General features: G+C 68.0%; 17 protein-coding genes. 13 read left to right on the top strand and 4 right to left on the bottom strand.

What is annotated here, in order from left to right:
- Positions 1-317: 317 nt before the first annotated feature.
- The 3 genes from ACLARN_RS16310 to ACLARN_RS16300 are packed head-to-tail and all read right to left on the bottom strand — an operon-like array spanning position 318 to position 5253.
- Positions 318-1121 carry a BTAD domain-containing putative transcriptional regulator gene (locus ACLARN_RS16310; RefSeq protein ID WP_409492243.1) on the bottom strand — a complete coding sequence of 268 codons (804 nt, stop codon included), beginning with the start codon at positions 1119-1121 and terminating at the stop codon, positions 318-320.
- Positions 1118-2038: a kinase gene (locus tag ACLARN_RS16305; RefSeq protein ID WP_409492242.1), complete on the bottom strand. Its 921-nt coding sequence runs from the start codon at positions 2036-2038 to the stop codon at positions 1118-1120. Before ACLARN_RS16305 ends, ACLARN_RS16310 begins: the two co-directional genes overlap by 4 nt.
- Positions 2035-5253, bottom strand: coding sequence for a non-ribosomal peptide synthetase (locus ACLARN_RS16300; RefSeq protein WP_409492241.1), 3219 nt, complete (start codon positions 5251-5253; stop codon positions 2035-2037). Before ACLARN_RS16300 ends, ACLARN_RS16305 begins: the two co-directional genes overlap by 4 nt.
- Positions 5254-5491: 238 nt before the next feature.
- On the opposite strand from ACLARN_RS16300, the gene ACLARN_RS16295 reads away from it, so the two are divergent.
- From ACLARN_RS16295 to ACLARN_RS16250, 10 genes are all read left to right on the top strand, one after another.
- Positions 5492-7255: a non-ribosomal peptide synthetase gene (locus ACLARN_RS16295; RefSeq protein WP_409492240.1), complete on the top strand. Its 1764-nt coding sequence runs from the start codon at positions 5492-5494 to the stop codon at positions 7253-7255.
- Positions 7252-8049, top strand: a complete 798-nt coding sequence (locus ACLARN_RS16290; protein WP_409492239.1) for a thioesterase II family protein — start codon at positions 7252-7254, stop codon at positions 8047-8049. Before ACLARN_RS16295 ends, ACLARN_RS16290 begins: the two co-directional genes overlap by 4 nt.
- Complete coding sequence (locus ACLARN_RS16285) at positions 8013-8213, top strand: MbtH family protein (RefSeq protein WP_409492238.1); 201 nt, start codon at positions 8013-8015, stop codon at positions 8211-8213. Before ACLARN_RS16290 ends, ACLARN_RS16285 begins: the two co-directional genes overlap by 37 nt.
- A complete protein-coding gene (locus tag ACLARN_RS16280; protein WP_409492237.1) occupies positions 8210-9430 on the top strand; it encodes a cytochrome P450 in 1221 nt (406 codons plus the stop codon). The genes ACLARN_RS16285 and ACLARN_RS16280 overlap by 4 nt, the downstream gene beginning before the upstream one ends.
- Positions 9427-10467 carry a pyridoxal-phosphate dependent enzyme gene (locus tag ACLARN_RS16275; protein WP_409492236.1) on the top strand — a complete coding sequence of 347 codons (1041 nt, stop codon included), beginning with the start codon at positions 9427-9429 and terminating at the stop codon, positions 10465-10467. The genes ACLARN_RS16280 and ACLARN_RS16275 overlap by 4 nt, the downstream gene beginning before the upstream one ends.
- Positions 10464-11687 (top strand): ATP-grasp domain-containing protein, encoded by a 1224-nt coding sequence (locus tag ACLARN_RS16270; protein WP_409492235.1) that lies wholly within the window; start codon positions 10464-10466, stop codon positions 11685-11687. Before ACLARN_RS16275 ends, ACLARN_RS16270 begins: the two co-directional genes overlap by 4 nt.
- Positions 11684-13138: an argininosuccinate lyase gene (argH, locus tag ACLARN_RS16265; protein ID WP_409492234.1), complete on the top strand. Its 1455-nt coding sequence runs from the start codon at positions 11684-11686 to the stop codon at positions 13136-13138. The genes ACLARN_RS16270 and argH overlap by 4 nt, the downstream gene beginning before the upstream one ends.
- On the top strand, positions 13135-14193 hold the full coding sequence (gene ltaE / locus ACLARN_RS16260; RefSeq protein ID WP_409492233.1) for a low-specificity L-threonine aldolase: 1059 nt from the start codon (positions 13135-13137) through the stop codon (positions 14191-14193). The genes argH and ltaE overlap by 4 nt, the downstream gene beginning before the upstream one ends.
- A gap of 736 nt (positions 14194-14929) precedes the next feature.
- A complete protein-coding gene (locus ACLARN_RS16255; RefSeq protein ID WP_409492232.1) occupies positions 14930-15589 on the top strand; it encodes a DNA-binding response regulator in 660 nt (219 codons plus the stop codon).
- Between the two features lie 556 nt (positions 15590-16145).
- Positions 16146-18206, top strand: a complete 2061-nt coding sequence (locus ACLARN_RS16250) for a HelD family protein (RefSeq protein WP_409492404.1) — start codon at positions 16146-16148, stop codon at positions 18204-18206.
- A gap of 81 nt (positions 18207-18287) precedes the next feature.
- On the opposite strand, the gene ACLARN_RS16245 is transcribed toward ACLARN_RS16250, so the two are convergent.
- On the bottom strand, positions 18288-18548 hold the full coding sequence (locus tag ACLARN_RS16245; RefSeq protein WP_409492231.1) for a hypothetical protein: 261 nt from the start codon (positions 18546-18548) through the stop codon (positions 18288-18290).
- Positions 18549-18689: 141 nt separating this feature from the next.
- Here ACLARN_RS16245 and ACLARN_RS16240 point away from each other — a divergent pair, with 141 nt between their 5' ends.
- The 3 genes from ACLARN_RS16240 to ACLARN_RS16230 are packed head-to-tail and all read left to right on the top strand — an operon-like array spanning position 18690 to position 19682.
- Positions 18690-19016 (top strand): PadR family transcriptional regulator, encoded by a 327-nt coding sequence (locus ACLARN_RS16240; RefSeq protein WP_409492230.1) that lies wholly within the window; start codon positions 18690-18692, stop codon positions 19014-19016.
- Positions 19013-19369, top strand: a complete 357-nt coding sequence (locus ACLARN_RS16235; protein WP_409492229.1) for a DUF1048 domain-containing protein — start codon at positions 19013-19015, stop codon at positions 19367-19369. Before ACLARN_RS16240 ends, ACLARN_RS16235 begins: the two co-directional genes overlap by 4 nt.
- A 1-nt stretch (position 19370) precedes the next feature.
- The gene (locus ACLARN_RS16230; protein ID WP_409492228.1) at positions 19371-19682 is read left to right on the top strand and encodes a DUF1048 domain-containing protein; all 312 of its coding nucleotides are present in this window, start codon (positions 19371-19373) and stop codon (positions 19680-19682) included.
- The last annotated feature ends 34 nt before the right edge of the window (positions 19683-19716 follow it).

Here is a 19716-nt window from a genome sequence, read left to right as displayed (position 1 = left end):
GAAACGCCACTCACGACCCACTGGTCCGGGCCGCCGTGAGGGCCACACCAGCCCGCCCCCGTGTCGCGAAAGCCACTTTCGCGACGTCTGATGTCCCGAAAGTGGCTTTCGCGACACGGCCGCTGGATATCGCGGAGTCCGTGAAGGCCTCCTTCCCTACTTTGAGGGTAGGTAAGGAGGCCTTCACGGACCGAACCTGCGATCAATCGCACCCAAATCCAGTAGGTACCTAAGGCACGATCGGCTCTAACCCGAATCGCCACTCGCGATCGCCCGCCTCTCGCGGCCGCGGCGGCCTTCATGTACTGGGGAAAGCCTTACGCCGTCCGCAGCGCCTCGTGGTAAGCGGCGCGCGTCGCGGCGCCCGGTTCCACCGCCAAGCGCGTGGCCATCTGGTGGACGCAGGTGGCGAACCAGTCCTGAACCCGGGAGGGCTGGTGCAGGAGCGCGTGGCAGCGCATCAGTTCCTGGTAGCTCTCCTCCCGGCACGGGTCGATTTCCAGCATCCGGTGCTGCGACACCAGCACCTCCTGGAGGTCGCCCCGCTCGTAGGAATGCGCGGCGAGCCGGGTCAGCACCTGTAGTTGCATGTTCTTGAACCGTTCGCGACGCGATGTCGCCCACGGATCGTCGGATTCCGGCAGATAGGGGCCTTTGTACAGCTGTACGGCCTGGTTGTAGCGAACCGCCGCCGCGGCCGGGTCGCCGTCCCGTTCGAGCCGGATGGCCTCGGTGACGGCTTTCTCGAACTCGTGCACGTCGATCCACAGGTTCTCGGCGTGGAGCGCGTATCCCGCGTCCTGGAAGGAGATCCACAACCGCGGATCGTCCGGGCCTGCCGGTGGCGCCTCGGTGAACAACTGCCGGAGCGTGTGCACCGCGACCTTGAGACCCGCCGCCGGTTTCGTGGCGGAGGACTCTCCCCACAGGGCCTCGATCAATGCCGTCCTCGAGACCGGCCGTTCGAGGTTGGACAGCAGATGCTGGAAGAGAGCTTTCGTCAGGCCTCCCTTCCAGTGCTCGACGGGAACACCGTTCAGGGTCAACCGGAATCCGCCCAAGGTGTGCACCGTGCTCGTGAGCGACGGCGGTGCCAGGGTGTGGTCGTTCAGGTGGTTCAACGGTGACCCCGCCTCGTCGAGGAATCGCCGAACGGCAGCGAATGGTATTTCGCGACAGTGCCCGAAACGGCGAGACAGAAATGCCGGGCGGCGGCCAGCTGGCGGTGGTAGCCGGGATGGTCGTCGGCCAGCAGCACACCGACGGTGGTGCCGCTGTGCGCGGCGATCACACCGAGCCCGCCGATCCGTTCGCACAGGTCCTTGGCCTGCTCCAGCGTGCGTTTGGGGCGCAGCACCTGGTTCATCGTGGCGCTGCGGGTGGCCACTTCCCCCACGGCGGCCAGATCCTTGTCGCGGACCGCGGCCGTGAGCTTGGCCAGCAGGTACTCGTACTCCAGTCGTTCGGCCGGGCCGAACGGTTTGGCGATCCGGTTGAACGCGACCGTGTCCACGGTGCCGCCCTCGTCCAGGCCGACCACGGTCAGCGACGGCAGCGAACCGAGAACGGACCGCAACCGGACCTCGCGGTGATGGAACGCGACGATGCCGCGGTACATCACGCCGTCGGTGGGTTCGATGTCCCGCAACAGGTCCTCGATCATCGCCGAGGTGACCTCACGGCCGAGGGCGTTGCCGATCGCCCGGGCCGCGGCCACCAGATCGGCCGACGAACTGGCCAGCCCCTTGCCCTCCGGCAGACTGCTGTCCAGTCGGAGTTCGCCGCCCGGCGCGTCGGACCCCGAGAGCATCTTTTCCGCCAGGCCGCGGACTTTTCGTTTGCCCGCAGGGAAGACCCGCACCCCGGCGGACCGGGCAGCGGGGCGGAACGTCGCCGTGCTCCAGCGCGCGATGGGGAACGTCACGAGGAAGTCGCGGCCGTCGGGCAGCACACCTTGCAGCAGTTCACCGAACGTGCCGAACACACTGCTGACGCCCACCGTGGTCAGCGAACCCGGTGCCGGCGCCCGGAAGGTCATGGCGTGGTCTGGGGCTGGGAGAGTCCCATGACCTCCAGCACGATCTCCGCCGCGGCGTCCGGGTGCCGCTGAGGCAGATAGCGATCGCCCGCGACCGTGCGGACGGTCACCGAGGTACTGAACCTCCGCCAATCCTGGTGACCGGTCGTGTCCTGCTCGTCCACCGTGGTGACGACGGTCAGCGGAACCCGGGCCGGTGGCCGCGGGTCACGGCGGTCGTCGAGCAGGTAACGACAGGCGCTGACGACATCGTGCCGGTAACACGCGCCCACCAGCGACACCCGTTCCGGGTTCAGCTCGTCGAGCGCCGTGAACATCCTGTGCGCACCGAACAACGCCCGGACGTCTTCGTCGCTCATGGCTTCGGCGAGGCTCGCGTGGCGCCGCAACCACGAGCGCTCCAGCGATGGTGGCGAGCCCACGACAAGGTGACGTACGTCCGCGCCATGCCCGGCCAGTGAGCGGGCGACCGCCACCGCGCAGGCCGCGCCGGTGCCCTGGCCCCAGAGCACCACCGGACCGTCCACCGCCGCGAGTATCTCGGCGACGGCCTTGGCCGCGAGGGCGGGCACGTCGACCATGGCGCCGGTGCCCGCGAGGTCGTGCCCTGGTGGCTCGATCCCGTACACCGCGATGTCGTGGCCCACCAGCACTTGGGCGAGCGGATGAAAGTTGACGGCGTTGCCTGCCGCGTCGGTGAAGAAGACCACCGACGTCCGAGTCCTGGCAGGCGTCGACAGTGCTTGCAGGACCCGGCCGCCGTTCGTGTCGTCCTGTGCGTCGACGGCCGCGGCGAGATCACGCAGAACCGGCTTGCCGGTCAGGTCGTTGAGCGAGATCAACCGGTCGAGCACGACCACCAGCCGCACCGCCGACAGCGAACTGCCGCCGAGGTCGAAGAAGTTGCTCCGCGCGCCGATTTCGTCCCATGGCAGGCCGAGTACCTCCGCCCACGCCGTGGCCAGCCGCCGTTCGGTGGCGGTCGCCGGTGCCACGTGTTCGGTGCGCGGAATACGGGAGTCGGCCATCGCGGCCAGTGCGCGCCGGTCGACCTTGCCGTTGTCGTTCAACGGCATGGCGCCCAGCTGGTGGCATACGGCGGGCACCATGTGGGCGGGCAGCGTGTCCTGAAGCCGGGCGCGCAGCCGCGCTGCGGGCAGGTCGTCGTCGGCGACGAACATCGCGACGAGTTCCTTGTCACCACCGGGTGTCGGGCGCACCAGCACGGTGGCCGCCCGGATACCGGGTAGTGCCGTGATCCGGTTCTCGATCTCGCCGAGTTCGATCCGCATGCCGCGGATCTTCACCTGCGAATCGCGGCGGCCGAGGAATTCGAGGCTGCCGGTGGGCAGCCAGCGCCCGAAATCCCCGCTGCGGTACATGCGGTCGCCGGGGTGGAACGGATCCGGCTGGAACGCGGCCGCGGTCCGCTCCGGGTCGTTGACGTAGCCCAGACCGACACAGACACCGGAGAAGACGATCTCTCCGACGGAGCCGAGCGGGACCAGTCGCGACCGGCTGTCCATGACGTACGCCCGGACGTTGCGGTTCGGCCTGCCGACCGGAACCAGGTCCTGGTCCGGGACCGCGGCGATGATCTCGTGTGTGGTGTCGTCGGACGCCTCCGTCGCGCCGTATCCGTTGAGCAGAGGTATTCCCGGGTACCGGGCGAGCCATCGGGCGACCGAGTTGCGGCTGACCGCCTCACCGGTGACGCCGAGGAACCGCAGCCTGCCAAGGGGTCGCGGGTGCTCGTCCAGCCAGGACAGCATGATATCCAAATAGGACGGAACGATCTGGAGGACGGTGGCCTCGCGCGCCACCACATGGTCGATGAACCCCGCCACGTCGAGGATCCACTCCTGATCGACGATCACCGACCGTCCGCCCACGAGCCAGGGGCCCACCAGCTGCCACAGCGAGATGTCGAAGCACTGCGAGGCGTTCTGCACCACCACGTCCGACGCGGTCAGCCCCAGGTCGTCGCGTTTGGCGAGCAGGTGGTTGAGCATGCCGTCGTGTGCGCACATCGCGCCCTTGGGCAATCCCGTCGAGCCGGAGGTGAAGTAGATGTATGCCCGCTGGTCCGCCGGAATGACGACGTCGGGATCGTCACACCGATCCTGGCCCGCGGTGAGAGCGTCGATGAGGACGACCGGCGGTGACGATTCCGGCAGCTCGGCGGTGGCCCCTGGCTGGGTCAGCACGACCACCGATCCGCTCTGCTCGAGCAGGTGCTGGATACGGGAAGCCGGATAGTGGGGGTCGATCGGCAGGTACGTGCCCCCGGCCTTGAACACGGCCAGAACGGCGGCCGCCCAGTCCAGATCCCGTTCGGTGAGGACCGCGACCACGGCACCATCACGAACACCCCGCGCGATCAGGCCGTGGGCGAGCCGGTTCGCCCGCTCGTTGAGTTCCCCATAGGACAGTCGGTGCCCGTCGTGTTCCACGGCGGGTTCGTCGGGAGTGCGCCGGACGTGTTCCTCGATCAGGTCGTGCACCAGCAGGGGTGGCGGTTCGACCCAGTTGTCGTTCATGCCCCGGGTCTGTCTGTCGAGTTCTTCCTCGGACAGCAGGGAACAGGCGTCGTGATCGGCGTCCGGTTCGGCCGTCAGCAGGCTCAAAGCCGTGAAATGGTAGGAGATCAGCCGATCCACGTGCTCTTCGTCGAACAGTCCCGCGTGATAGTCCGCGGTGATGGTCAAGTCGTCCCCTGAACCGTGCACGGCGAAGCCGATCACGGCCGTGCTGCCGGCGGTGGTGAGCAGCGGCCGGCTCGGTGGGTCGACCGAGATCACGACGTCGAACACGAGATCCCCGCCGCCGTCGGAGATGATCGACGCCAGCGGATACCACTGGTGTGGTGCCAGCCGGGCCGCGGTGCTTTCGGCCGCCTGGACCAGATCGGCCCAGGAACCGGGCCGCACCGTCAGGCAGAACGGCGTCGAATTGCCATCGGTGAGAAAGCCCGTCCGGACAGCCGGTTGGCCGACCAGGACGCTGAGCACCTTGGCGTGTGCGGCGAGCACCGCTTGCCGGAACGATTCCCGGGGAATCGGCGGCGCCGGGAAAATACGCCGCCGTCGCTCGATGACGCGCGTGCGCCGCGCGCCGGGTGGCGCCCATCTGGGAACGGCGCTGAATTCGCTGCCCGCCAATTCATTCCGCCAGAAGGCGCCTGCCGCGTCGGCCGCGTCGGTGCTGAGCGTCACGAATCCCTCCCCGGAGTTGTGGCCACGATGAATCGACCGTAAAAGTTTCGAGTGATGGCCCGGTTACGTGGAATCCGTCAGTTTTTTCGCGCCGGAGAATCGCTTGCTGGGGCCATTTTCGGCGTGGTAGACAGGAAAGGCGGAAATCACCTTTCCGACGAGCTGAACCCGTGCGATGAGAGTCGCCGACCACGTCGACCGAGCAGGCCCGGTGTGGCGCCGCTGATCGGGGAGAACAGTGATCAAACAGTCCTCAGTAGAAACCCACTCGACGGTATGCCGCGTCCCGGCTCAGGTTGCCAGGTATGCCGCCGAACGTCCCGAGGCGACCGCGGTCCTGGCCGCCGACGGCACGCTGGACTTCGCCGTGCTGGTGGACCAGGCCGCCCGGATCGCCGGTGCGCTCGTCGCTCGCGGCGCGGGCCCGGAGACCCCGGTGGGCGTCCTCGTGGGGCGCGGCCGTGACCTGGTCCCGTGCTTGCTGGCGGTGTGGTGGATCGGCGCGGTGTACGTACCGTTGGACGACCGAGACCCGGCCGACCGGTTGAACTACCTGATCCGGCAGGCGGACGTGGCCCTGCTGCTGGCCGACGAGGTCCGGTCCGATCTGGACGTGACACCATCCTCTGTCGTCCGGCTCGCCGACGCCCGCCGGTTCACCGAGCCGGTGGACCATCCCGTGGAACCGCACCCTGCCGCGCGTGCCTACATCGTCTTCACCTCCGGCACCACCGGGCGCCCCAAAGGCGTGGAGATCACCTATGGCGGACTGGAGGCGTTCACGAGCGCGCTGCTGACGCTGGACCTGCCCGTCGGGGGACTGGGCGTCAACCCTGTCTCACCGTTCTTCGACGGATGGCTGTGGTGCACGCTGCTTTGTCTGCTGTACGGACAGGGAGTGGCTCTCGTCGACCTCACGGACGATGACGGCATGGGTGTCGGTGACCGGCTGGCCGGGATCGGCCCGCGGACGATCTCACTGACACCGTCCATTCTGGCCGCCTGCGAGGTGGACCTGCCGACAGTCGAAGTTCTCGTGCTGGCAGGTGAAGCGACAGGTCCGCGGCTGGTCCGGCGGTGGTCGGCAGGGCGCCGGGTGCTCAACGTGTACGGCCCGACCGAGGCCACGATCGCCGCCACCTGGGCGGACACCGCCCGCGGCGACGACCCGGCGACCACGATCGGCCGGGCACTTCCCGGCTATACCGTGCACGTGCTCGACAGCGAGCTGCGCCGGGTGCCCGACGGCACCGTCGGCGAGATCCACATCGGCGGTCCGGCCGTCGCCAGGGGATACCGGGGACAGCCGGGAGCGACCGCGGTCGCCTTCGTACCGGACCCGTTCGGCGCACCCGGTGGCCGGATCTACCGCACCGGGGATCTGGCGAAGACGTCACCGGACGGCACGCTGGAGTTCTTGGGGCGCAAGGACGATCAGCTCAAGGTCCGGGGATTCCGGATCGAACCGGGTGAGATCGAGACCGTGATCGGCGCTGTGCCGGGCGTGTCGGCGTGCGCGGTGTTCCCGCTCGCCTCCGGTTCGGCACTGGGCGCGGCCGTGGCCGCGACCGGGGAGGTCGCCGGTCTTGTCCGGCAGCACTGTGCGGACGTGCTCCCAGCGCATATGCGTCCGGCGGAGATCGTCGTCCTTGACTCGCTTCCCTTCACCAGCAACGGAAAAGTGGACCGGCGGGCACTGGCGGACCTGGCGTCGGCCGCGCGGGCGACCGCCGGCCGGGCGCCGGGTACCACGCGGGAGCAGGAGGTCCTGGACGTCTGGAGCCGATTCTTCAGCAGCGAGGTGACCGATGTGGAGCGGGACTTCTTCGAGCTGGGTGGCCATTCCTTGATGGCGGCCCGAGTGGTGTCGGCACTCCGCGCCACCAGCGGACTGCGGTTGACGGTCGGGGATCTCTTCGCCGGGCCGACGCCCGCCCAGGTGGCCGCGCGGCTGGACGAACTGGCCGCGGCCGAGGCACAGCCGACGGGAGCCGTGCGATGACCGGCGGATGGCTGGTGTCCTGGCCGGAGTTCTGGCGGCAGGACGTCCGGGTGACACTGCTGTGCGTACCGCCGGCCGGTGCCGGTGCCAACCAGTTCCGGAGCTGGCAGGAGGCGTTGGGGCCACAGGTCGGCGTGGTCGCGGTGCAGTTGCCCGGCAGGGAGGGCCGCTGGCGGCATCCGAAGGCCGAGTCCATGGAAGAGGTGTACGACGCTGTCGTGCCGGACGTGTGGCGGCTGGCCGCCCAGCGTCCACTGGTGATCTTCGGACACTGCTTCGGCGCCATCATCGGCTATGAGGTCGCCCGTCGGCTGGAGCACGACTCGTCGCCGGAGGCGGTGGTCGTCAGCGCGTGCCGTTCGCCTGATCTGTGGGTGGGCGGGGAGTTGTTCGGCGGTGACGACGAACTGGTCGGGCTGCTGGCGGCACGGGGGCTGGACGTCGACGACGTCGACGAGGACAGCCAGGAGATGCTGCTGAGGACGCTGCGCGCGGACATCGAGCTGTGCACGAGCTACCGCCACGAAGCCGGTGTGACCCTGAGCAGTCCGCTCCACGTCTGGGGCGGTAGCGACGACAGCATCGTCCCCCGCGCGCAGATGGACGGCTGGAATCGCTTCACCAGCGGGCATTCCCGGCAGCGTGACTTCTCCGGCGGGCACTACTTCATCAATGACGACCAGGTTACGGCGCTCACCGAGCTGCGGCGGGTACTCGATGCCGCGACCGGTGCGGCCGCCGGGGGACAGGAGCAATCGTGGACGCAACCGGAACACCGCGACGTGTCGTGCTGATCAACGACGAGGAGCAATACGGGATCTACCCCGACGGGCGGCCGATCCCGCCGGGGTGGCGGACCGCCGGGTTCACCGGCTCGGAAGACGAGTGCGCGCGGTACGTCGACGAGTACTGGACGGACATGCGGCCGCTCAGCCTGCGACAGGAACTGGGCCGGTGACCGCGTCCGGTGAGGCGATGACCGTCGACCTGAAGGATCCCGATCTGTTCGCCAGGGACGAGGCCGGGCCGGTGCTGCGGTGGTTGCGGGCGAACGCGCCGGTGTACTGGCACGGGGAGCCGGACGGCGGGGGATTCTGGGCGCTGACCAGATATCGCGACATCGTCGGTGTCTACGCCGACGACCAGACGTTCAGTTCCCGGTTCGGCATGCGCCTGGACAGTGACCCCGCCGCGGTCGAGCAGGTGTCCCAGCGGATGCTGATAGTGAGCGATCCACCCGACCACACGGCGCTCAAACGGGTCTTCAGCGGCGCGTTCGGCCCGGCGGAGATGCCCCGGTTCCGGCAGCGGGTCGAGCAGGTCGTGCGCGAGACCCTGCGGGAGGCACTGACGGCGGGCGAGATCGACTTCGTCGACGTTGTCGCCAAACGGATCCCCAACTACGTGGTGTGCGACCTGATGGGAGTGCCGCGCCAGGACTGGGAATGGCTCGGCGGAGTCACCAGCGACGCGTTCGACTCCGACAGCGAGGCCGACCGCGCCGGGGCGCACGCGGAGATATTCCTGTACTTCAGCGAATTGCTGGCCGAGCGCAGGCGGAATCCCGGAGACGACTTCGTCAGCAAGATCGCGGCCGCCTCCCGGACGGCGGGCCCCGACGGCGGGCGGCGGCCGCTGACCGACGAGGAGATCGTGTTCAACTGCAACGGCGTACTCGCCGGAGCGAACGAGACCACGAGGTATTCGGCGGCAGGCGCGATCCTCGCCTTCATCGAGAATCCCGAGCAGTGGCAACGGATACGTGCCGACGGGAGCGAAGCCACGCTGAGCACCGCGGTGGAAGAGGTGCTGCGCTGGACCACGCCGGGGGTCCACGCCCTTCGCACGGCCACCAAGGACACCCGGATCGCCGGTACCCCGATCAGGGCAGGGGATCGGGTGGCCCTGTGGAACGCGTCGGCCAACCGGGACGAGGAGGTCTTCGAGCGGCCCGACGAGTTCGTGATCACCCGCAGCCCCAATCGGCATCTCGCCTTCGGCCACGGCAGGCATCTGTGTCTCGGTGCCCGGCTGGCCCGCCTGGAACTGTCGGTCTTCCTAGCCGAACTCCGCACCCAGGTGGCCCGGCTGGAGCTGACCGGGCGGCCAGAGCGGACGCCGTCCAACTTCACCTGGGGCCTGCGCACGCTGCCGGTCCGGATAGCCGCCCGATGAGCCCCGTGGTGACGGCGGCGCGTCGGTCACCCGGCGTGGTGGAAAGCAGTGTGCTTCCCAAGATCGTCGGGCTGGGCGGCAACCTGCACGCGGCGGTCTTCCAGCTGATGAAACTGCTGCCCGCGCAGTTCATCCTCCAGCAGGCCACGGCGAGCGGTGAGCTGGACGCGGGCACGACGGTCATCGAGACCACGTCCGGGACCTTCGGCCTCGGCCTGGCCATCGTGTGCCGGTTGCGCGGCAATCCGCTGATCCTGGTGGGGGATCCGGCCATCGACGCCGCACTGCGGCGAAGGCTCACCGATCTCGGTGTGCAGGTGCACATCGTGGCGGGCAGGCAACTGGCCAAGAACGGGGTACAGCAGGCGAGGCTGGACCGGCTGGCCCGGATCCAGCGGCGGCACGAGAAGTTCTACACGCCCCGGCAGTACGACAACCCGCTCAACGCCGCGTCCTATCGTCCGGTCGCGGACCTGATCACCGAACGCCTCGGGCGGGTCGACGTCCTGGTGTGCCCGGTGGGATCCGGTGGCTCGTCGTCGGGTATCGCCTCGGTGCTGCGCGAACGGTTCCCGGATCTGCGCCTGGTCGGGGTGGACACACCGGGCAGTGTGCTGTTCGGCGCGCCGGTTGGCCCCAGGCCGTTGCGGGGACTGGGCAGCGGGATCGTGCCGCAGGTGCTCGAGCACAGCTTGTTCGACGAGGTGCACTGGGTGGGCGCCGCCGAGGCGTTCGCCTCGACCCGCGGACTGTACGCGGACCACTGCCTCTACATGGGGCCGTCCAGTGGCGCGGCACACCTGGTCGCCGCGGCGGTCGCCCGGCGGCGACCGGACGCGGTGACGCTGGTCGTGATGCCGGACGAGGGACACCGGTACCAGCGGACGGTCCATGATCCGCGCTGGTTGCGGCGCCAAGACCTGTTCACGTCTGTGGTGCCCCACCGGCCTGTCGACGTGGACCATCCCACCGAGGTCGTCGGCGGCTGGTCGAGGTTCGCCTGGAACCGGCGGACCCGGGAGCAGGTGGTCACATGACGGGTCGGCTCGTCCTGGTGGAGAGCAACACCACCGGCACCGGACGCCAGTTCGTGCGCCGGGGTGTGGAGATGGGCCTACGGCCGGTTCTGCTCGCCGCCGACCCGGACCGGTACGACCTGCGCGACGTCGTACCGGAATCCCTGCGTGTCGACACGAACGACCCGGCCGCGGTCGCGCGGGCGTGCCGAGGGCTTGGCGAGACAGCGGGCATCGTGTCCAGTTCGGAGTACTTCGTTCCGGTCGTCGCGGAGGTGGCGGACCGGTTGGGACTGCCGGGTCCGTCGGCGGACGCCGTCCGGGTGACACGGGACAAGGGCAGGCAACGTCGCCTGCTGGCCGTCGCAGGGGTGCCTCAGCCGGAATTCGTGATCGCGGGTACGCCAGGCGAGGCGAGAGAAGCCCTTGTCGCGACAGGGCTCCCCGCCGTCGTCAAACCGGTCACCGGCAGCGGCAGCATCGGAGTGCTGTTGTGCCGGACCTCGGACGAGGTGACCGGCCATGCCGAGCGGCTGCTGACGGTCACGCACAACGAGCGCGGGCACCGGATCCCGGCCCGTGTCCTCGTCGAACAAGCGGTGACGGGGCCGGAGTTCTCCGTGGAGGTGTTCGGCGGGCAGGTCGTCGGAATCACCCGCAAGCACCTCGGCCGGTTGCCCCGGTTCGTCGAGACCGGCCACGACTTCCCCGCTCCGGTCGGGCGATCCCGTGGCGACAGGCTGACCGCGGTGGCACTGGCCGCCACCCGCGCGCTCGGCCTGGATTTCGGTGCGGCGCATGTGGAAGTCCGCGAGAGTGCGGCCGGACCGGTGGTCGTGGAGGTCAATCCCCGGCTGGCCGGTGGCTTGATCCCGAGACTGGTGGCCGAAGCGACCGGCGTCGACCTGATCACCGCCACGCTGCTGGCCGCCGTCGGCGAGCCGCCGCGGCTGACAGCCGACCGGGCGCGCAGTGCGTCGATCCGGTTCGTCGTCGCACCGCGCGGCGGCACACTGAGCGAGGTTCGAGGTGCCGCCGCCGCACGGCGGCAACCGCAGGTGATCGAGGTCGACATATACCGGCCGGACAACACCCCGGTGTCGGTGACCGGCGATTTCCGGGACCGCCTCGGCCACGTCCTCGCCGTCGCCGACCGGGCAGCGCTCGCGGAAGCCGCCGCGGATTCCGCGATCCGGCTGATCAAACCGGTGGTATCGGCCGCGCGGGTGGCCGCCCGATGACCGACACCGGACGACTGGTCACCGGCGTGTCACCGCAGATCGCCCGCATGCTCTGGGGTACGAGCCAGGACTCGCGCGCCGAACTCGGCAGGATCAGCACCGTCGATCTCGCTCACGTCGTGATGCTCACCGACCAGAACGTGATCGGCTCCGAGGTGGCGGCCGAGCTGCTGACCGCGATCTCGGCGCTGCGCGAGCAGGACTTCGCGCCACTGGACGGAATCCCGACACCCCGGGGCCTGTATCTGGCCTATGAGGGCCATCTGGTCGACCAACTCGGCGAGCGCGTCGGCGGTGTGCTGCACACCGGACGGTCACGCAACGATCTCAACGCCACCTGCCTGCTGCTCGCGTTACGCCCGGTCTATCAGGACCTGATGTCCGGCCTGGTGCGGCTGGGGCTGGTCCTGCTGGGCCGTGCCCGCCAGTACCGGGACGTGGTGATGCCCGCGTACACGCACTACCAGGCAGCCGTGCCGATCACGTACGGCCACTACCTCGTCGGCGTCGCCGGCGCCTTGGCCCGGGAGGCGGAAGCGGTCGAATCGGCCGCCCGGCACCTTGACCGAAGTCCGCTCGGGGCAGGCGCGGTGGGTGGGACGACCGTGCCGATCGACCCGGCGCGCACGGCGCGACTGCTCGGATTCGGTTCGGCGGCGCTCAACTCACTCGACGCGGTGGCCTCCCGGGACGTCGTGCTCCGTCTGCTGGCCTCGGCGGCGACCCTCGGAGTGGTGCTCAACCGCGTGGCGGTGGATCTACTCACCTGGTCGACCGCGGAGTTCGGGCTCGTCACGGTGCCGGACGGGTGCGTCGGGTCCAGTTCGATGATGCCGCAGAAGCGCAACGCGTTCGTACTGGAACACGTGCAGGGCCGGACGGCGGACGCGCTGGGCGCGTTCACCGGGGCGACCGCGGCGATGCGGGGGACACCGTTCACCAACTCGATCTCCGTCGGCACCGAGGGCGTAAGTCATGTATGGCGCGCACTTCGGTCGACCACGGATGCCATCACGCTGTTGCGTACGGTGATCAGCGGGACGAAGCCGGTCGTGGCAGTCATGACGAGCCGTGCGGAGTCTGGCATGACGACGGCCACCGCGACGGCGGAACGGCTTGTCGCCGCCGGAACGCCCTTCCGCAGAGCACATCACGAGGTCGGGGTGAGCGTCCGCGCGGTGCTGGCCGGGCAGGCCGAGACGCTGGGCGAGGCCGTTCTGGCCCGCGGCGACGCGGATATGGAGCACCTCGCGGCGGCCGACGTCCGCAACGCCGCCGACTTCGGCGGCGGTCCGGGTCCCGCGTCGTTCGCCCACGCGTGGGAACGCCTGCGCGGCCAGTGGTTCACCCACCGCGACGCGCTCACTCGGCAACGACAGGTGTGGCTGGCCGCGCACCAAGACCTCGACACCGCCGTGAGGCGGATTCGTGAACAGGGGAGACACCGATGACCTTCGTCGAACTTCGCAGCGACACGTTCACCCTGCCGACGCCCCGGATGATCGAGGCGATGGCGACCGCCGAGCTCGGCGACGACACCTACGGCGAGGACCCCACGGTCAACGAACTGGAACGTCAGGTGGCCGACCTGCTCGGCAAGGAGGCGGCGTGCCTGGTGCCCAGCGGCACCATGGGCAACCTCGCGTCGATCCTGGCGCACTGCGCGCGGGGCACCAAGGCCATCGTCGGTGACCAGTCCGACATCTACGTCTACGAGGCTGGCGGCGCCTCGGTGTGCGGCGGGGTGGTGTACCATCCGATCGCCAATCAGCCGGACGGCACCCTCGCGCTCGAAGACATCGAAGCGGCGTTCCCCGCGAACCCGGCCGATCCGCAGTTCGCCCTGCCATCGTTGCTGTGCCTGGAGAATCCGCAGAACCGGTGCGGTGGCCGGCCGTTGGGGCTGGACTACCTCGCCGACGTGTCGGCACTGGCAGCGGACCGCGGCATCCCGGTTCACCTCGACGGCGCCCGGATCTTCAACGCCGCGATCGCCATGGGGGTCCCCGCTTCGCGAATCGCGCGATACGCCGACTCCGTGCAGATGTGCCTGTCCAAGGGACTCGGCGCGCCGGTCGGCTCCATGGTGGCGGGGAGCGGCGCATTCGTGGCGAACGTCCGCCGGATCCGCAAGATGCTGGGCGGCGGTATGCGACAGGCGGGGGTACTCGCGGCCGCGGGGCTCGTGGCACTGGCCGACATGGCGGACAGGATCACCGAGGACCACGAGAACGCCCGTCTGCTCGCCGAGGGACTCGCCCGGATTCCGGGCTACGCGGTCGATCCGGTGGCGCCGCGGACGAACATGGTCTTCTTCGCACTGACCGGTCCCGGTCTGGGGATCCCGTCCTTCACTCAGGCGGCGAGGGACAAGGGCGTGCTGCTGGCAGGTCTCGCTCCCGACCGCGTGCGGCTGGCTACTCACTCGGGCTTCACCAAGTCCGAGGTGGACACCACGCTGGCGGCCTTGAGGGCCATTGCCGAGCAGGCGGCGGCCGCCGCGTAGCCGGTGCCGGGGTTGATCACGGTGCGGTCAATCCGCCGATAAGGTACTGCGTGATCTATCAGAGGATGCCCCAAAAAACAGAGTATCTGCCCTGTTTTCTCCTTTATTCGTACGAGATCGCCCGATAACATCGTCAACAGTGGTTATACGCTGCGTGACCAAGACTTGAGGGTCCTCTGATGCGCTTATTTCACTTTCCGGGCGGAGCGACCTGGAGTATTAGGTCGTTGGAGCGAACACAGGGTCGACCGTGATGGTCCACCTCGGTATGCCGGGATCCACGGTCGCGGCACCACCGATACCGGACTCGATGACCAAGCACGGGTTTCAAGGTAATCATGGCCGATTCCGCGGCAAACTGGATGTCTCGCCTCGCGCACCCGTTCGGGATAGGCGGGCAGCCCTTCGATACCTGCTCGGGCAGCGGGGAAACAGCCGACCGGGACGTGATCGATGTCCTGCTGGTGGACAACATGCTTAGGTCGCAAGGACATGAGCCTTACGCGTCGCCGCACACAATCCACGTCGCCGTGGGCTGAAACCATTCAAGCCCTCGGTTGACTTTCGTGTGCCACACCAGTGTGTCCAGGGGGATTCCTCCCGGTCCCAATGAGGGGAACAGACCCGCGAATAATGTCGTGTGATCATCGGCCGGTCCACCATGACGGTGTTGCGGTGATCGTGGGTTTTGCCTGCTCGGGTGCGGATGAGTGAGCCACAGTCGGGAGAGATCATTGTGATTCATGTACAAGTGTGCGCGGCGCAGCCACTGGCGTTGGCCGGACTGCGCAACATCCTGTTGGGCGCCGCCGATATCCGGATCGTCGATGAACCCGGGGACATCTCGGATGTACTCCTGAAGGGCCGGCCGTCCGGCGCCGACGTCGCCATCGTCCAGGCCGGGCCGAAAGTATTGAAACACCTCAGATCGGCGTCGGCGGTCAACTCGGTCGCGGCGACGTACCCCGTCGTCGTGGTCACGGGCGCGCTGTTCGAACACGCTGTGCTCGACGCCATCAGCGGAGGCATCCGGGGCTTCGTCAGCGACCAGGCCGTGCACGAAGAACTCGTGCCCGCGGTGCGCAGCCTGGCCGAAGGCCGCGCGTTCCTCTCCCCGCGGATCACCAACGGCCTGCTCGACTGGCTGGCCGGTCAGCTCCCCGCCGACCCGACCCGCTTCTCCCGCGCCGACCAGGTCCTCACCGAACGGGAACGTGAAGTGCTGATCCAGCTCGGACTCGGGCATTCCAACGCACAGATCGCCGAGCGGTTCGTGATCTCCCAGACCACGGTGCGCTCGCACACCTATCACATCCTGACCAAACTGGGCCTGCCGAACCGAACCCAGGCCGTCCTGTTCGGCTACCAGTACCAGCTCATCAGCCGGGTGGCCTGACCGCCCGGCCTCTTGATCGGCCACCGAGTGCCGGTGTTCACCTGGCCGTGAAGGCCTCCTTGCCTGTTCTGAAGGAAAGTCGAGATCTTGTAGGTCAGGCGGCTATTCGTCCCCATTCGGCCCTTGCGGGCATTAGAGTCGTGTGATCCTGCGGGTCTTACCCGTGATTGGACGGAGATCTCGCGTGATTGGGCGGAGATCTCGGGAGATCTCCGCCCAATCACGCGTAACCGCCGTCTGATCACGCGAGATCTCCGTCTGAGGAACGAAACCCAACGTCAAACAAGCAGGATCACGCGACACTAGTGAGATACGGCGAACGGGTCACCGTGCTTGCCCACGTACTCACGACACGGACTCAGGACACTGGCCGGATGGCTCAGTCGGTTGGCTACCTCGTCGCCGCGGCCGGGCCCTTCTCCTGCCAGGAGCCCATCGAGGCGTCCGTCCGGACTCGCTGAGCGGCTGAGGTGGCGGGAAAGAACAAGACTGTTCTTCCCGGATTTCGCCGTGCACGCTCGATGGCGCTGATCGTCGACCTGGAGGACGGGTGGCTTTGACCGGTAGCGAGATCGACCTGGAGCAGGAATACGTGGCGGCCCTGTACGCCCGGCTGGACGCTCTGCGCGAGGAAGCGGCCGAGCGGCTTACGGCGGCCGGGGGTCGAGAGGCGGCGGCTGTCTGGCGGGCGGAGGTCGCGCGACTGGACGCGGTGGAGCAAGGGTTGTGCTTCGGGCGGCTGGACATGCACGACGGCAGACGCGTCTATGTCGGCAGGCTCGGTCTGTTCCGGGATGAGGGTGGCGAACCGTTGTTGGTGGACTGGCGCGTCCCGGTGGCCCGTGCGTTCTATACCGCGACGGCGACCGCTCCGGACGGCGTGCGGCGACGGCGGCGCATCACGACGCGAGGCCGAGCCGTCGTCGCGCTGAACGACGAGCTGCTGACCCCGGACGGTGCCGGCGACGATGGTCTGGTCGGCGAGGCGTCGTTGCTGGCGGCGGTGACCGTGGAGCGGACCGGGCGCATGCGCGACATCGTGACCACCCTTCAGGCCGAGCAGGATCGGATCATCCGGCACGAGACCGACGGGGTGCTGGTGGTGCAGGGCGGTCCCGGCACGGGAAAGACGGCGGTCGCGTTGCACCGGGTCGCATACCTGCTCTACACCCGTCCGCATCTGCGCACCCGCGGCGTCCTGGTGGTAGGCCCCAGCCGCGTCTTTCTCGACTACATCGGCCAAGTACTGCCAGGTCTCGGCGAGAACAGCGTGGTGACCACGACCATCGCCGACCTGAGACCGGACGTCGAGATCAGCCGGGTTGACCCACCAGGAACCGTCGAACTCAAGGGCGAGGCGGTCATGGCCGAACGGCTGGCCGCGGCGATACGGTCCCGGGTACGGACACCGGACTACGCGGTCGACTTCGAGTTCGAGCAGCAGGTGCTGCGGCTCGACCCGCGCGAGTGCGGCCGCGCCATGCACAAGGCCAAGCACACGGGACTTCCGCACAACGAGGCCAGGCTGGTCTTTCAGCGGGAGATCGTGGAGGTGCTCGCGCGGCGCCTGATCGAGGACATGGAGGCGATCGTGCTCACCGACACCGGTGAGGCGCTCGACGGCGGCAGCCCGGACGGCCGGCTCAGCGAAGCCGACCTGCGCGCGCTCGCCGCCGCGGGTGTCGTGATCGACCACGACGCCGGGCCGAAGACGATGCTGGACGAGAGGGACCGGACCGGTCTGCGGAACTCGATACTCGCGGACACCGGCGTCCAGGCCGCACTCGACAGACTGTGGCCGCCGCTGACCCCGGAACGCGTGGTATCGGACCTTCTCGGCGAGCGGGCTGAGGGTTGGAGCGCCGCCGATGTCCCGTTGCTGGACGAGGCCGCCGCCCTGATCGACCAGGGCGGCGGCCATGCCACGTTCGGGCACGTGGTCGCCGACGAGGCACAGGAACTGTCCGAAATGGACTGGCGAATGCTGATGCGCCGGTGCCCCACCAGATCGATGACCATCGTGGGGGACCTCGCCCAGACCGGGAACCCGGCAGGAACCTCCTCGTGGGACCGCGTACTGCGACCACATGTGCGGGATCGGTGGCGACTCGCCCGGCTCACGGTCAACTACCGCACACCCGCGGAAATCATGGCCGCCACCGCGGACCTGCTCGCCGCCTACCATCCCGGAACGCCTCCGACCCGGTCGGTCCGCTCGACCGGTGTACCGCCCTGGCGTCTCGGCACCACCCGCGCCGGCCTGATCTCCACCATCGCCGACCTCGCCGCGGCACACACCGACGGCCAACTCGGGATCATCGCCCCGAGTGCCCTCATCGAGCCCCTGGCCGCCGCGTTGTCCCTCAAGACGGCACCGGACCTGACCGGCAAGGTGGTCCTGCTCACCCCTGCTCAGGCCAAAGGCCTGGAGTTCGACTCGGTCCTGATCGCCGACCCGGCCGAAATCCTCCGCGCCGCACCACATGGCCACAACGACCTGTACGTCGCCATGACCAGAACCACCCAGCGGCTGGGCGTCGTGCACCCCGGTCCGGCACCAGCCGAACTGTCCGCATTGCAAGAACTCCAACCGAAGCCCGATCAGACTGGCCGGTGACGGTGTCCCCAATGTCGCATTGGTGTCGCTGAGCGTCTCCGATGAGGCATTGGGAACGGTGGCCTTCCGTGGCCCGTTTGCTCAGTGGCCTGCCAGGTCCATGGTGAAAAGAACCAGCGCGAAGAACAACTGGAATGAGGCAATGCAGACGCCGGCGATGACAAGCCCGTCCAAGCGATATTGCCGGTCGGTCAGTATCGAAACCGCTCCGCCTGCCAAGGCGAGTACCGATACCACTTCGCCATAGGGGAGTATCCAGCCGAGTAAACCGAGCACGAGGCTGACCGGTCCGAGGGAGCCTTTGACTCCGGGGCGATCGCCAGGTGGTAGTCGTCGAGTCACGATGCAGCCTCCCCCCTGATCGTCAGGTACACGTTACCTTCGCGCTCGTGGCGCACCGTGACTAGACCGGAACCACTACCTAGTGATACGTTGTACTGGTACTCGGTACCACCGAGTACCAGTAGAGCGAAGAGGGCCACGATGGACGACCTGACGGAGATGCTGAAGGGCACGCTCGAGGGCTGCGTGCTGGAAATCATCGGTGGCGAGGAGACCTACGGGTATGCCATCACGCGTCGCCTGAACGAACTCGGTTTCGGCGACGTCGTCGAGGGAACGGTTTACACCATCCTGCTGCGACTGGAGAAGAACGGACTCGTCCAGGTGGCGAAACGACCGTCGGGGCAAGGGCCGCCACGCAAATTTTACGCACTCAACGACGCGGGACGTAAGGAGCTCGCGACGTTCTGGGCGAAATGGGAGTACATCACTTCACGGATCGACAAGCTCAAGGAGGGCGGGAAATGAACTTCTGGGAGACCATTACAGGTAGCGATCTCACCAGGGAATGGAAGGCGTTCGAAGTCAGGGCCGAGGCATTGCCTGCCGACTATCGGCCTGCGTGGGAAGAGATCAAGGGTCATCTTTCCCCCTATTCGGACTTCACCGGTCGCAACCTGATGCCGATCCTCGACGGTGCGCTGGGACTGCTCGAGGAAACAGCGGCCGACGGGCAGGGGATTCACGAAGTTCTGGGTGATGACGTCGAGGGCTTCTGTGCGGCGTTGGCCGGCGGAGAACAGGCTCGGGGCTATCGCGATCGCTGGCGACGGCAATTGAACAGGAATGTCGCCAGGAAATTGAATCAGCTGGGAGGTTGACGTGGGTATCCAAGACATCATCGAGGGCAAGAAGCAGTGGCGGGCGCACGTGGCGCGGGTCAAGGCGCTCCCGCCGGATTACCGGATCGTCTACAAGGAGATTCAGAAGTACCTCTTCAAGGTGGGACCGATCGACTTGACCGACGGGCCTCTGCTCCCGGGGATCGTCGATTTCTTCGAGGAGGGTGTCGCCGCGGGCAAAGGAGTGCTGGAGCTCATCGGCGACGACGTCGCTGCCTTTTGTGACGACCTGATCGGGGACTCGCGCACCTACGCGGACCTGTATCAGGAGTCCATCAGCAAGAAGGCATGACCATGAACCCGATGGGCCGGTCCGGGCTACTCTG

The organism is Amycolatopsis sp. cmx-11-12, from assembly GCF_046269425.1.
Lineage (GTDB): Bacteria > Actinomycetota > Actinomycetes > Mycobacteriales > Pseudonocardiaceae > Amycolatopsis.
The sequence above is the reverse complement of the archived record's forward strand: the minus strand, read 5'-3'. Positions and strand labels throughout refer to the sequence as shown.